5 protein-coding genes are annotated in these 14,749 nt (G+C 74.2%); 2 read left to right on the plus strand and 3 right to left on the minus strand.

Annotated elements, in window-relative coordinates:
* Position 1 precedes the first annotated feature (1 nt).
* Positions 2-7,030 carry an SDR family NAD(P)-dependent oxidoreductase gene (locus ACFWA7_RS15800; RefSeq protein WP_385823406.1) on the minus strand — a complete coding sequence of 2,343 codons (7,029 nt, stop codon included), beginning with the start codon at positions 7,028-7,030 and terminating at the stop codon, positions 2-4.
* Positions 7,031-8,289: 1,259 nt separating this feature from the next.
* On the opposite strand from ACFWA7_RS15800, the gene ACFWA7_RS15805 reads away from it, so the two are divergent.
* Entirely contained in the window at positions 8,290-10,368 is a 2,079-nt protein-coding gene (locus ACFWA7_RS15805) for an MDR family MFS transporter (RefSeq protein WP_385533422.1), read from the plus strand.
* A gap of 41 nt (positions 10,369-10,409) precedes the next feature.
* Here ACFWA7_RS15805 and phsA read toward each other — a convergent pair whose 3' ends face one another.
* A complete protein-coding gene (phsA, locus tag ACFWA7_RS15810) occupies positions 10,410-12,245 on the minus strand; it encodes an O-aminophenol oxidase PhsA (protein ID WP_385823408.1) in 1,836 nt (611 codons plus the stop codon).
* Positions 12,246-12,312: 67 nt separating this feature from the next.
* Positions 12,313-12,729, minus strand: a complete 417-nt coding sequence (locus ACFWA7_RS15815; protein WP_385533417.1) for a YchJ family protein — start codon at positions 12,727-12,729, stop codon at positions 12,313-12,315.
* Between the two features lie 166 nt (positions 12,730-12,895).
* Here ACFWA7_RS15815 and ACFWA7_RS15820 point away from each other — a divergent pair, with 166 nt between their 5' ends.
* Positions 12,896-14,689, plus strand: a complete 1,794-nt coding sequence (locus tag ACFWA7_RS15820; protein WP_385823410.1) for an FAD-dependent oxidoreductase — start codon at positions 12,896-12,898, stop codon at positions 14,687-14,689.
* The last annotated feature ends 60 nt before the right edge of the window (positions 14,690-14,749 follow it).

The raw sequence follows: 14,749 nt of genomic DNA on the forward strand, positions 1-14,749 counted from the left end.
CTCACCAGCCCGATGCCGTGTAGACGACGGACGTGGCCGACTCGTCGCCCCAGGCCAGCTCCCGCAGCAGGGCGAGCGCCCCCTCCTCGCGGTCGATGAGGGCCACACCGCGCCGGGCGTACTCGCGGGCGAGGTGCGGGGTGACCATGCCGCCGTGCACTGCGGACGGCGCCCACGGCCCCCAGTGCACGGTCAGCGCCCGCCGCCCGGTGCGCCGCGCCCACCGCTCGCCCAGGCCCGCGAGCGCGTCGTTGGCGGCGGCGTAGTCGCACTGTCCCTGGTTGCCGAGTACGGCGGAGACGCTGCCGAACAGCACGGCCGTCCGGGGGCCGTGGGGGAGCTGGGAGGCGGCGTCGAGCAGAGCGCGGGCGCCGTCCACCTTCGTCGCGTACACCCGTCGGAACGACTCGGGGTCCTTCTCCTCGATGAGCCGGTCCTCGATCACGCCCGCCGCGTACACCACCACGTCGATGCGCCCCTGCTCCGCCTGGATCTCCTTGACCGCCTGGGCCACGGCCCCGCCGTCGCACATGTCGGCGACGCGGTACGCGGCGGGGCTGCCGAGCCGCCCCAGCCGGTCCAGGGTGTGGGCGACTTCACGGCCCGCGAGGACGTTCCTGACCTCGCGCTCGATGGCGGCGGGGGCCAGGTCGCCCCGGGCGGCGAACACCGCCCGCAGCGCGGCCGCGTCGCCGGCGCCCGCGAGCTCCGGGTCCTCGGGTGCGGCGGGCAGCGGGGTCCGGCCGAGGAGCTCGATCCGGCAGTGGGAGGCCGCCGCGAGCGCCAGGGCGAAGTCGGCGGTGATCCCGCGCGCGCCGCCGGCGAGCACGACGACGGAGTCCCGGTCGAGCCCGAGCGCCGCCGCTTCGGCGGCCCCGTCCCCGGCGGGCCCGGCCCCGGTCCGCGCCAGAGCGCCGAGGCCGCGCTCCACGAGCGCGTGCCCGTACCGCCCGGCGGCGGTGCGTACGACGACGGGGGCGCGGTCCTCGGCGTACAGCTCGGCCAGCAGGAAGTCGGCCCGCTGCCCGGCCGGGGCCGCCGGGTCGAGGTCGACGACACGGGAGGCGACGTCATCGTACTCCCGCCCGATGGTCCGGAACAGCCCGTGCAGGCCCGCCCCCGCGTCCTCTCCGGCGCCGGGCGCGGTCCTGCCGCAGATCAGCCACCGGGGTCCGAGGCGCAGGGCGGCCCGGAAGACCTCGAAGGCCCCGGGGAGCAGCGCCCCGCCGCCGTCGGCCGGGGCCGCGGGGGCGACGGCCCCCAGATGGAAGACCCCGTCGAGGGGGCCGTCGGCCGGGTCGAGCCGCCGGTCGGTGTCGTACGAGAGAGCCTCCGCGCCCCTGTCCACCAGCCGGGCCGCGAGCTCCTCGGCGGTGGCACCGCCCCCGAGCAGGGCGAAGCGCCTGCCGTGGAGAGAGGCGTCCGGCGGGGTGGGCGGCAGTTCGAGGGGCGTCTTTTCAAGGAGGAAGCGGTGCGGGGCGACGCCGTGGACCGGTTCGGGTTCGCCGAGCGCGGGCTGCTCGGGCATGGGCTTCGGCTCGGCCGGAGTCTCGTGCCCGGTGATCCACGCCGTGATCGCGGCGACCGTCCTGGCCCGCGACAGCTCCTCCATCTCCGCGTCGTCGAAGGTACGGGTCCCCGCGAGGTGGCGGGCCAGCTCACCCACGATCTCGGTGCGCTTGATGGAGTCGATGCTCAGATCCGCTTCGAGGTCCAGATCGGGTTCGATCATGTCGGCCGGATAGCCGGTGCGTTCGCTGATGACGGTGAGCACGGCCTGCTCGATGTCCACCACGACCGGGCGCGGGGCCTCGGCGGGCGGGGCCTCCTCGGACACGGCCGCGGGCACGGCCTGCGGAGCGGCCTCCGTACGAGGAGGGACCGGCGGCGGGGAGGCGGCCGCGCCCGTCGCCCCCAAGTGCGTGAGCAGGACGTCCCGTTGGGCCGCGACCAGCTCGCGCGTCGTACGCAGGAAGTCGGCGATGAGGTCATGCTGGGCATCGCTGTCGCGCGTCACCGTGCTCGTCTCCAGACTGACCCGTCGGGCCGGTTGCAGGGCTCCGGGCAGCAGGTCGCCGGAGCGGGTGCGGACCAGTTGGCCGTCCACGGTCCAGCCGGGCGGCTCCGGCCGCGCCGTCACCGCGCCCCGGCCCTGGAGGAGCCGCCCGGCGCGTACCGGCACACCCGCGACCGCGAGCCGCGCCAGCGACTCCAGCAGGCCGCGCAGCCCGGCGCCGGGGCGGGGCTCGCAGGCGACCGCCAGGTGCGGGCGGTCGCCCAGGATCTGACCGACGAGGCCGGTGAGCACCGTGCCGGGGCCCGCCTCGACGAAGACCCTCGCCCCCGCCGCGTACATCGCCTCGACCTGCTCGGCGAACCGCACCGGGGATCCGATCTGCGCGGCCAGTTCGGCGCGTACGCCATCGGGCCGGGCCGGATAGACGGCGGCCGTCCGGTTGGCCCAGACCGGGAACTCCGGCGCCCTGACCGTGTGCCGGGCCAGGACCGGGGCGAACCGTTCGCCCGCACCGGCGACCAGCGGACTGTGGAAGGCGCAGGCGACCGGGATGCGCCGTACGTGGTGTCCCGCGCCCCGGAGGTGGTCCATCGCCTCGTCCACCAGGGCGGTGGGGCCGGAGACGATGGTCTGCCGGGGGCCGTTGCGGTTGGCGGCGACGACCCGGTCTCTCAGCCCCGCCTCGGTGAGGACGCGCTCCACGTCGGCGGGGGCGGCCGTGACCGCCGCCATGGCGCCGTGGTCCTCCCCGAGCGAATCCAGGATCGACTCGGCCCGGCGGGCGCTCAGATCGAGCAGCGCGTCCGGGGTCAGGGCTCCGGCGGCCGCCAGGGCCACGAGTTCCCCGTAGGAGTGCCCGCCCGCCATGTCGGGCCTTACGCCTACCCGTTCCAACACGTGACTCGCCGTCAGCCCGACTATTCCCAGGGCTGGTTGAGCCATCCGCGTGTCCTTCAGCGCCTCCTGCTGGCGGTCGGCCGCACCCGGGCCGAAGGCCTTCGGCGGATAGAGCGCATGGGCGTACGCCCCGCCCTGCCGCACCAGTTGCGCGGCCTCCGGGAACGCGACGAGGAGCTCGGCGAGCATGCCGGGCCGCTGGCTGCCCTGCCCGGGGAAGAGGAAGGCGACCTTGGGGTCGGCTCCGAGGGCGCTGTCCCCGGGCTCGTCCGTCGCGGGCGCGTCCGTCCCGAGTGCGTCCGTCCCCAGTGCGCCGGAGAGGCCGCCCGACTCGGACCCGTCCGTCCCGGGCCCGTCCGTCCCGGGCCCGTCCGTCCCGGGCCCGTCCGTCCCGGGCCCGTCCGTCCCGGGCCCGTCCGTCCCGGGCCCGTCCGTCCCGAGTGCGTCCGTCCCGAGTGCGTCCGTCCCGAGTGCGTCCGTCCCGGGCGCACCGGAGAGGCCGCCCGACTCGGGCCCGTCCGTCCCGGACCCGTCGGCCAGATACACCCCCCGCCCCCGCTCCCCGGCCCCCGCCTTCCGCAGGAGCCCGCGCAGCTCGTCCACGCTCTCCGCGACGACCGCGATCCGCACCGGTCCCGGGCGGGTTTCGGCGCGCCGGGACGCCACCAGCGCCGCGTCCCGCAGCCGCAGGCCCGTGCCCGGCTCACCCGGCTCACCCAGCGCGCCCAGCAGCCACCGCGCCTCCCGTCCGGCCGCCGCCGTGTCGGCGCCCCGGAACAGGAACAGTTCGGCGGGCCATGCCTCGTACCCCTGGGCCGGTGGCGCGTCCGCGTCGTGGGCGCGGAGCACCGCGTGGAAGTTGGTGCCGCCGAAGCCGAACGCGCTGACCCCGGCGATCCGTTCGGCCACCGGTGCCGCCCACGGCCGGGCCTCGGCGTGGAAGGCGAAGGGGCTGGTCGCGGCGTCCCAGGCCGCGTTCGGCTGCTTGAGGTGGAGCGTGGGCGGGGTGATGCCGGTGTGCAGGGCCATCGCCGCCTTGATCAGGCCCGCCAGGCCCGCCGCGCACTTGGTGTGGCCCAGCTGGGACTTGACCGAGCCGAGGGCGCAGCCGCCCGGCGCCGCGCCCGACTCGGTGAACACGGCGGTCAGCGTGGCCAGTTCGGTGCGGTCGCCGACCACGGTCCCGGTGCCGTGCGCCTCGACCAGGCCGACCCGGGCGGGCGACACCCCGGCCGCCCGGTACGCCCGTTCCAGCGCGGCCCGCTGGCCCTCGGGCCGGGGCGCGGTGAGCCCGAGGGAGCGGCCGTCGCTGGCGCTGCCGATGCCCTTGACCACGGCGTAGACGCGGTCGCCGTCCCGTTCGGCGTCGGCCAGGCGCTTCAGCGCGACGCAGGCCACGCCCTCGCCGAGCACGGTGCCGTCGGCGGAGGCGTCGAACGTACGGGAGCGACCGGTCGGGGAGAGGGCGCGCACCGACGAGAACAGCAGGTAGTCGTTGATCCCGTTGTGCAGATCGGCGCCGCCGCAGAGCACCAACTCGCTGGTTCCGGAGGCAAGTTCCTTGCAGGCCACGTCGAGCGCGGCGAGCGAGGAGGCGCAGGCCGCGTCGACCGTGTAGTTGGCGCCGCCGAGGTCGAGGCGGTTGGCGATCCGGCCCGCGATGACATTGGCGAGCATGCCGGGGAAGGAGTCCTCGGTGAGCGTCGGCAACTGCTCCTCGACGGCGGCCGGTATCTCCCCCAGATAGGCGGGCAGGACCGTGCGCAGGGTGGTCGCGCCGGACAGGTCGCTGCCGGACTCGGCCCCGAAGACCACGGACGTACGGGAGCGGTCGAAGGGCCGGTCGCCGTACCCGGCGTCCTCCAGCGCCCGCCGGGCCGCTTCGAGGGCGAGCAGCTGTACGGGTTCGATGCTGCCGAGCGAGGCGGGCGGGATGCCGTACGCGAACGGGTCGAAGGGGATCGGCGGCAGGAAGCCTCCCCACCGCGACGCGGTCGTACCGGCGCGCTCCCCCGTGGCGTCGTGGTAGATCTCCGGGTCCCAGCGGTCGGCGGGGACTTCGGTGACCGCGTCGACGCCGCCGACGACGTTCGCCCAGTACGTCGCCAGATCGGGGGCCTGCGGAAACATGCAGGCCATGCCCACGACAGCGATGTCGAGCGGCTGCGCGGCGGGCTCCTCGACGACGCCCTCGGCCGTGCCGGTGGCTTCGCCCAGCTCGGCCGCGCGCCGCCCGGCGAAGGCGGCGGCGCCCCGGCTCACGGCGTCGTGCAGCGCGCCGACGGTCGTGGCCGCCGAGCGCAGCACGGCCACCTCCCCGGCCATGAACATCCCGGCGTCCAGCTGGCGTTGCTCGGAGACGGGCCGCAGCTCGCCGCCCTCCCGCTCCACTCCCTTGCTGGCGATCCGCAGCCGCCCGATGTTCAGCCGCTCCAGCTCCTCCCACGCCTGGCGGCCGGGGGTGCCGTCGGCGTGCAGGCGCGCGCGGGCGGCCGCGTAGTCGGCGGTGTACGGGCTGGTGACGCAGCGGGTGGCGTGGCCCGGGGCGCTCTCCAGGAGCGCGGTGGCCCCGGCGGCGATCACCTGGCGCTGGAACACCGGCTGGATCGCGCCGCATTCGACCGCCTCGGCCGTGAAGAGGTACGCGGTGCCCATCAGGACGCCGACCGCGACCCCGCGCGCGGCGAGCGGGGCGGTGAGCGCGGCGGCCATGGCCGAGGAGCGCTCGTCGTGGATGCCGCCCGCGAGCAGCACCTGGAAGTCGCCCGCGGTACCGGGCGCGCGGGCCACGTACTCCTCGACCACCGCCAGCTGTGCTTCCCAGAGCGGAAAGCTGTTGCGCGGTCCGACATGTCCGCCGCATTCGGCGCCTTCGAAGACAAACCTACGCATGCCCATGTCAATGAACTGGGTGAGCAGCGTGGCCGACGGCACGTGCAGGAACGTCTTGATCCCGGCCGCCTCCAGGTCGGCCGCCTGGGAGGGGCGTCCCCCGGCGATGATCGCGTGCGTGGGCCGGACCGCCCGTACGGCCGCCAGCTGTTCCGCTCTGATCCGGCTGTCCGTGAAGCCGAGGATGCCCACACCCCAGGGCCGTTCGCCCAGTTCGTCGCGGGTCCGTTCGAGGAGGGCGCGGCTCTGCTCGCCGTCGGACAGGGCGAGCGCCAGCATCGGCAGCGCCCCTTCGCGCGCCACGGCCGCCGCGAAGCCCGCCCGGTCGCTGACCCGCGTCATCGGGCCCTGCACGACCGGCAGACGGGTGCCGAGCGCGTCCGCCATCGTGGAGCCCGCCGCCAGGGTCCGCGCCACGGCCGGGTCGCCCACGGCGGCCAGAATGGCCTCGCGCACCCCGCGCACGGCACCGGCCACGGTGCCCCACCGTTCGGCGAACCGGGCGGCGAGGAACCCGTCCTGGCCGACGGGGAGTCGGAGGCCCGTGCGCGCGTTCCGCAGCGCCCGGACGCCGCCGACGACGCTCGTCCCGGACCCGTCCGTCGTGCGCAGTGCGGCCGCCGCCTCGTCCGCGATCCCGGACTCGGCGAGCAGGGCCAGCTGGGTGTCGAGGACGACCCCGGCAGCGCCGCCGGCCACGGCCGCCGCCGCCGTACGGGGACCGATGCCCCCGCAGGCCCACACGGGCAGGTCGTACGCCGGGTCGGCGAGCAGCGCCTGGAGGAGGACGAACGTGCTCAGCTCGCCACTGCGGCCGCCGCACTCGCTGCCGCGCGCCACGAGCCCGTACGCGCCGTCCGCCGCGGCCCGGCGAGCCTCCTCCCGGTCTCCAACTTCCGCCAACACCCGGCATTTGGCGGCCAGTTGGCTGATTTTCCAGTCCGCGTCGGCGGCGAGCAGCAGCACGGACGGAAGGGCGCCGCCGCACTCCTCGGCCACCTCCTCTGGCGTCAGCGCGCAGGACGGCCCGACCCGGACGGCGAACGCGCCCGCCGTCCAGCTCCGTACGCGTGCGAGCGCCTCCCTGGCGCGGCGGTCGCCCGCCCCGAGATCCAGCACTCCGAGTCCGCCGGCCCGGCGGACCGCGGCGACCGGACGCGGGTCGGGCAGGCCTAACGGGCTCAATCCGATGACAAGTTCAGGGTTCGGCGCTACGGGCGTCATGAACACTCCGAATCAGACCGATGGAGCTGCGAGGGGGGTGACGGCAGCGGTGAGCGCCGGGGGCTCGGGGGCGGCGGGCCCGCCGGACGGCCGGGGGGGCGGGCCGTCCGGCGGCGCCGGGACGCCGGTGGAGCTCGTACCACTGCCGGAGGTGCGCTGATACGGGGACTTGCGCTGGTGCCGTGACTCGTACCGCTGCCGGGACTTGCGGTGGCGCAGGGTCGCACGGTGGGGCGGGGACTCTCGACGGCGCCGCCCGACGGGGAGGACCGGGGCGAGCGTGGTGCGTTGCGGGGCGGTGCGGCCGGCTGCCGCCCGGCCGGGGCCGACCTTACCGATCGTGGGGAGCGCCTGCCAGGGCGCCTAGGTCCTGTCGTCGAACTGGCGCCGCCCGCCCGGAGGGCGGGCCCCGCGGCGTCCGGTGCGTGCGATCGCACGGCGGAGGATCGCCCGTGTGCTGGACGTACTCGGGCGATCCGACAACGCGGCGAGCGCGCCTACCAGGCGTCGCGGGGCAGGCGCCAGTCCGACGACAGGACCTGGCGCCCCGCCGCGCCCTCATCGGCCGTCCCGGCTTCCCCATGGGCTCCCCACCTTCTCTGACGTTCCGTCATATCTGACGCGCCGTCATATTGCAATCGCTGCCGGGCTGTCGGAGTCGGAAAGCGATCACGCCCGCCTGCTCGGTCACCGCTGCCCGTACGGCTCCCCGATCTCGTGGGCGTACGCGGCGGCCACCGCCCGCCGCTTGGCCTTCAGGGGCCCGGGCGCGCCCGGTGAGACCACCACGGCGCACGGCCGTCCTCAGATCCTTCCGTACGCCCATGCGTCGACTCCTCTGCGCGGCTCAGGGCGGAGTGGTACGGAGCACTTGCGGGTGGTGCGGAGAAATTACTGGGACGTCAACCTACCGTCGCGTAACGAGAAATCAATCCCACCGGATCCGCCGAGCCGGGCGGGTGAGGGTGGGAGGTTCCGACCGGAGCGCACCTCTTGCCCCGGCCTGGCCCGCGCCCCCGCGCTTCTGCCCCCGGCCGCCAGCCGTCCCTTCACCTGGCCCTTCGTCCCGACCACCCTGGTCTTCCTCGCGTCGGTCCCGGCGCTGCCGGGGCTGCGGCGCACGGGCGCGCCGGTACCCGTGCGAGCCGGACGGAGCCCGCGCGGCGCCGCCCGGCTGAACCGCCGCGAGGCCGCCCGCGGGCTCACCCGCACGGCCTACAGGGCATGCGCCCCACCTGCGGTGGTGTGAGGGTGCCAGTGTGACCACTGCCAGCGACACCGCACCTTCGGCACCGACCGCGCCGCCCGTGCTGGACGTCCGCCGGCGGAACATCGTCTTCGGCACGATCATGCTCGGGATGCTGCTGGCCGCGCTGGACCAGACGATCGTGGGCACCGCGCTGCCGACGATCGTCTCGGACCTCGGCGGCGCCGCGCACATGTCCTGGGTGGTCACCTCGTACCTGCTCGCGGAGACCGTCGCGACCGCGCTGGTCGGCAAGTTCGGCGACCTCTTCGGCCGCAAGGTGGTCTTCCAGGTCTCGGCGGTCGTCTTCATCACCGGCTCGTTCCTGTGCGGCCTCGCGACCAACATGTCGCTGCTCATCGCCTGGCGGGCGCTCCAGGGCATCGGCGCGGGCGGTCTGATGGTCACCGCGATGGCGCTGATCGCGGATGTGATCCCGCTGCGCGAGCGCGGCAAGTACCAGGGCGCGATCGGCGCGGTGTTCGGCGTGTCCACCGTCATCGGGCCGCTGCTCGGCGGGCTGTTCACGGACCATCTGAGCTGGCGCTGGGCGTTCTATGTGAACGTCCCCATCGCGGTCCTGGTGGTCATCGCCGCCGCCCGCAACATCCCCTCGATCCGGTCGGTCGCCAAGCCGGTGATCGACTACCTCGGCATCGGCCTGGTCGCGGCCGGGGCGAGCGCCCTGATCCTGGCGACGAGCTGGGGCGGCAACGAGTACGCCTGGACCTCGCCCACCATCCTCGCGCTCTTCGCGGGCGGTGTGGCCTCGCTGGCCCTGTTCTGCTGGGTGGAGACCCGGGCCGTCGAGCCGATGCTGCCGATGCGGCTGTTCCGCAACCCCGTCTTCACGGTCTGCTCGGTCCTCAGCTTCATCGTGGGCTTCGCGATGCTGGGCGCGATGACGTTCCTGCCGACCTACCTCCAGTACGTGGACGGCGACTCCGCGACCGTCTCGGGCGTGCGCACCCTGCCGATGGTGGTCGGGCTGCTGATCGCGTCGATCTTCAGCGGCAACGTGGTCAGCAAGACCGGCCAGTACCGGATCTTCCCCATCGTGGGCTCCCTGGTGATGGGCGTGGGGCTCTATCTGCTCTCGCTGATGGGACCGGACAGCGGCGCCTGGCTGGAGTCGCTGTACATGTTCGTGTTCGGCCTCGGCATCGGACTGTGCATGCAGGTCCTGACGATCGCCGTGCAGAACACCGTCGACTACGCCGACCTCGGCACCGCGACATCGGGCGTGACCTTCTTCCGTACGCTGGGCAGCTCGTTCGGTACCGCGGTCTTCGGCACCATCTACACCAACACCCTCAAGCCGAACCTGTCGGACGGGATCGCGGCGGCGGCGAAGGCGGGCGGGGCGGACCCGGCAGCGCTCGCGAGGGCCGCGCAGTCCCCCGAGGGCCTCAAGTCGCTGCCCTCGGCCACGGCCGAGCCGATCGTCCAGGCGTACGCGGACTCGCTGCACACCGTGTTCCTGTGGACCGTGCCGGTGGCGGCCGTCGGGTTCGTGGTGGCGCTGTTCCTCAAGCAGGTCGAGCTGCGCGACACCGCCCGCTCCTCCTCGACCGACATGGGCGAGGGCTTCGCGCAGCCGTCGACCGGCGACTCGCAGAAACTCCTGGAGCTGTCGGTCGGCAAGATCGTCCGCAGTACGGGCATCGACACCGCGCGCCACATCGTGACCCGCTCCGACTCCCGCCTCGACATGGCGGGCGCCTGGGCGGTGATGCAGGTCGAGCTGTTCACCAGGATGGTCGGGCACGCGAGCCTCGGCCTGATCGCGGCCCGTCGGCATGTGCCGCCGGAGGTGCTGGTGCCGGTCTTCCAGCGGATGGTCGACGAAGGGTTCCTCACCCGCGAGGGCACCTACTTCTCGCTCACCGAGGGCGGGCGGCGCGAGGTCGGCGCGATCAGCGCGTCCTGGTCGGACTGGCTCAACGAGCAGCTGGAGCGGGACCGGGGCCGGCCGCGCAGCGCGGAGCTGCGGGCCGCCGCCGACGCCATCGCCAAGCGGCTGCTCGCCGAGGACCTGGCCAACGGTCTGCCCCCGGCCGACCGCGAGACGGTGGGTGCGACCCGGTCCTGACCCGGCCGCGCCCCTACCCCGACCCGAGGAGCCCCCGTGCCTCAGCCCGAACGTCCCCCGTGGCCGTCGTGGCCGCCGTGCCCGCCCGCGTGGTCGAACGTGAGCGCCTCCGGCGGAGCCACCACGAACGGCCGCATCATGCCCATGTCCTCGTGCTCCAGCAGATGGCAGTGGTACATGAACCGCCCGTACGCCCCGTCGAAGCGGCCGAGCACCCGCACCAGCTGCCCCGCCGGGACCCGGAAGACGTCCTTCAAGCCGCGCTCGTTGGGCGCGAGCGGGACCGGCCGGCCCGCGTCGTAGGCCACCGGCTCGCGGGTGCCGCCCAGCTTCGCGTCGAAGCCGTCCACGGTGTACGCGTCACGGCCCATCAGCTGGAAGTCGGCGAGGTGGATGTGCATCGGGTGGACCGGACCGCCGAGGTTGAGGAAGCTCCACTGCTCGAAGGTGCCCTCGGCGACGGTGAACCCGAGGCCGTCGTTGAAGGTGCGGGAGATCCGCCGGTACGTCTTCACCGTGCCGTCGGCGCCCTGGAGCCGGATCACCCCCTCCGCCGGACCGGTCGGGCCTTCGGCGACCTCGGCCATCTCCCAGATCTCCGGGTGGCCGCCGCCCCCGACGGTGCCGGGCGGGGTGAGCACGACCAGCCGGTGGCCGTGGTGCAGCCGCGCGTGCTCGTACCGCCGGAAGGAGCCGGAGAGCACCTGCGGCAGGACGAAGGCGTCGGGCTCGGGGCACTCGCGTACCCGGAACTCCATCACCTGGGGATAGCGGACGTTGTTCACCGGGTCGGGCACCCCTGCGGGCTTTCCCGCTCCCTTGTTGACCAGGCGCAGGCTGCGGCCGGCCAGCTCGCGGAAGTCGACGAGCAGGTCCATGCGCTCGGCGGGTGCCACGGTCAGCACCGGCAGCGCCGCGTCGAAGCCGACCGTCACCGGGGCGGGCAGCAGTCCGCCGTCGCTGCCGATCTGGTGGAGCACGCCGGGCACCGGGTTGTCCTCCTCGTCGAGGAGCACCAGGTCGTAGATGCGCGCGTTGGAGGCGTTGACGAGCCGGAAGCGGTACCAGGCGGCGTCGGTGTCGAGGTACGGCCAGATGACCCCGTTGACCGTGGTGAACGGGCCGGTGAAGGGGGCCGAGACCGGCCGGCCCGTCTCGGCGTTCTTCGGGTCGACGACGATCGTCTTGTGCAGCAGCCGCCCGTTGAGGCGCCCGTCCTCGTCGGTGTCGAGGTTGCGGTCGGCGAGGATCAGCGGCATCTCCCGCTCCCCGCACGGCAGTCGCAGGGCGTCCTCCTCGTCGTCGCGCACCAGATATGTGCCGACCAGCCCGGCGTACACGTTGAACCGGGTGATGTTCATGGCGTGGTCGTGGTACCACCACTGCACGGCCTGGTGGTCGTTCGGGTACTCGGAGAGCTGGGCGTCGCCCTCCCCCACCGCGTTGTCTGCCCAGCCGTCGTTGCCGCCGCCGGTCTGGGCGCCGTGCAGGTGTGTGACGGTCCAGGCGGGCAGCGCGGCCACGTCCGCACTGGCCCCGACGCCCCCGCGGCCTGCCTCGGTGGTGGCGGGCGGGGTGCCCTGCGGGCGCAGCGGCACCTCGACGGCGGTGACCGGGTACTCGCTGCCGCGCGGCACCCGGTTGGTCCAGGCGATGCGCACGCGCAGGCCGCGCCGCACCTCGATGGTGGGGCCGGGCACCGTGCCGTTGTAGCCCCACATCAAGGTGGGCGGCAGCTGGCTGTGCAGCCGCACCCAGGTGGGGCGGACGGCGATCTCGGTCTCACGGCGCACATCGGCCTTCGCGGGCCGCAGCACCTCGGGAATCGGTAACCGGTCGGTGTACGGGACGAGTTCGTCCCCGGCGATGTCGGACATTTTTCCCCCTGATCCGGACAATTACGACCGCATACATGGGGAAGGACGCCGAGAGCGCCGATCCGGTTCAGCCCGTGAACACCGCGTCCAGATACACCCAGGCGCCCTCGTGCCGGACGAAGCGGCTCCGCTCGTGCAGCGAGCCCTCGCCGCCGCCCTCGGTGTAGTGGGCGCGGAAGGCGACCTCGCCGGTGGTGTGGAAGGCGCTGCCGTCCTTGGTGTCCAGGATCTCCAGACGGGTCCAGCGCATCCCCGGGTCGAAGTCGACGCCGGCGGGCCGGTGGTCGGGGTGCCAGGTGCGCAGCAGATACGGCTCGTCGTGCACCGCGAAGGCGCTGAAGCGGGAGCGCATCAGCGCTTCGGCGGTGGGCGCCGCCTGCCCGGCGTGGTAGCGGCCGCAGCACTCGGCGTACGGCGCGGGCAGCCCGCAGGGGCAGTCCTTGGGGGGCTGGGGGCGGGCGGGGCGGGGAGTGCGTCGAGCCATGCCCCTATCTGACCACATCCACCCGGCCGCGCACGGCACGGCCGGTGGCGGCCGCAACTGCCGTGCACCCACGGAACACTGGGCTCGATTGCCTCTTCCGGCTTGACCGCCGCATCCGTATGCTCCTGCGCCGACGTGACCGTTACCACCGGTAATAGGGGGCACCATGGAGCGTTCGGGCAGCACTTCGGGCAGTACGAGGCGCACGTTCGTCGCGGGGACGGCGGCGGGCGCGGCCACCGCCCTGGGGCTCGACGCGGCGGTCCCCGCCGCGGCCGCGGCACGCCCGGGGGCCGCCCCGGCGGCCGGGCAGTCGGTGGTGGTGCTCGGCGGCGGGGTCGCCGGTCTGACCGCCGCCCACGAACTGGCCGAACGCGGCTTCCGCGTCACGCTCTACGAGCGCCGGGCGCTCGGCGGCAAGGCGCGCAGCATGGACGTGCCGGACAGCGCCCGGGGCGGCCGCGGCCCGCTCCCGGCCGAGCACGGCTTCCGGTTCATCCCCGGGATCTACCACAACCTGCCGGACACGATGCGCCGGATCCCCTTCCCCGGCAACGCGCACGGCGTCTGGGACAACCTGATCGCACCCAAGGAGATGATGTTCGCCCGGACCGGCCACGAGGACCTGCGTCTGCCGCTGCCCTGGTCCGGCACCCCGCGGCAGCTCACCCTGGACGCGCTGCGGCGCGCCCTCACCGGGGTGCTCGGCACCTTCCAGCGGCTGCCCGCGCGCGAGGTCGCGTACTTCGCCGACCGCCTCGTCACCTTCCTGACCAGCTGCGACGAGCGCCGCAACGACCAGTGGGAGGCCACGCCCTGGTGGACGTTCACCAAGGCGGGCAAGATGAGTTACGAGTACCAGCGCATCCTCGCCGTCGGCGTCACCCGCAACATCGTGGCGACCAAGGCGGAGGAGGCCAGCACCCGCACGGTGGGCTCGCTCCTGGAGGCGTTCGTCTTCAACGCACTCGGCCGGGGCGCGGACGGCCCCCTCGACCGCATCCTCAACGCGCCCACCAACGAGGCCTGGATCGACCCCTGGGCCGCCCATCTGCGCACCCTCGGCGTGGAGTTCCAACTGGGCTGGACCCTGCGGGAGTTCGCGTACGACGGCACGAAGGTGACGGGGGCGGTGGTCGAGGACCTGGGCGGGGTGCGCCGCACGGTGAGCGCCGACCACTACGTCTGCGCGCTCCCGGTGGAGCACGCCCGGCCCGCCTGGAGCGCCGCGATGCGCGCGGCCGACCCGCAGCTGGCCCGCTGCGACAAGCTGCGCACCGACTGGATGACCGGCATCCAGTTCTATCTGACCGAGCGGCCCGACGGGGTGCACGGCCACTTCGACTGCATCGACTCCCCCTGGTCGCTCACCGCGATCGCCCAGGCCGAGCACTGGCCGCACCACGACTTCCGCACCGACTACGGCGACGGCACGGTGGTGGACTGCCTCTCGGTGGACATCTCCGAGTGGGACAAGCCCGGGATGCTGTACGGGAAGACGGCCAAGCAGTGCACCCGCGAGGAGGTCGCGCGCGAGGTGTGGGCGCAGCTGAAGGCCGCGGTCAACGACACCGGCAGGACCGTGCTCAGCGACGGCAGGCTGCACTCGTGGTTCCTGGACCCGGGCGTCTCCGGCATCGGCACCCCCGAGCCGAGGAACGAGGACGAGCTGCTCATCCACCCGGTCGGCACGTTCCACAACCGCCCCTCGGCGGGCACCAGGATCCCCAACTTCTATCTGGCGGGCGACTACGTGGCCGTCCCCATCGACCTGGCGACGATGGAGGGCGCCAACACCTCGGGCCGCCTCGCCGCCAACGCGCTGCTCGACCGGGCCGGTTCGGCCGCCCCGCGCTGCCCGGTGGCCTCGCTCTACAGTGCCCCGGAGCTGGATCTGTTCAAACGCGACGACCGCTTCCGCTACCGCCTCGGGCTGCCCAACGTCTTCGACGTGGGCTGACACGGCTCGGCCGCCGCCGGGGCCCCAACGGGGCGCCGGGCGGCGGCCGTCCGGGGGATC

It is taken from the genome of Streptomyces sp. NPDC059994, from assembly GCF_042737755.1.
GTDB lineage: Bacteria > Actinomycetota > Actinomycetes > Streptomycetales > Streptomycetaceae > Streptomyces.

Excerpts from the sequence above, each read along its gene's own strand:
- ACFWA7_RS15800 (WP_385823406.1), bottom strand. The coding sequence starts at position 7,030 with ATGACGCCCGTAGCGCCGAACCCTGAACTTGTCATCGGATTGAGCCCG.
- phsA (WP_385823408.1), bottom strand. The coding sequence starts at position 12,245 with ATGTCCGACATCGCCGGGGACGAACTCGTCCCGTACACCGACCGGTTA.
- ACFWA7_RS15815 (WP_385533417.1), bottom strand. The coding sequence starts at position 12,729 with ATGGCTCGACGCACTCCCCGCCCCGCCCGCCCCCAGCCCCCCAAGGAC.
- ACFWA7_RS15820 (WP_385823410.1), top strand. The coding sequence starts at position 12,896 with ATGGAGCGTTCGGGCAGCACTTCGGGCAGTACGAGGCGCACGTTCGTC.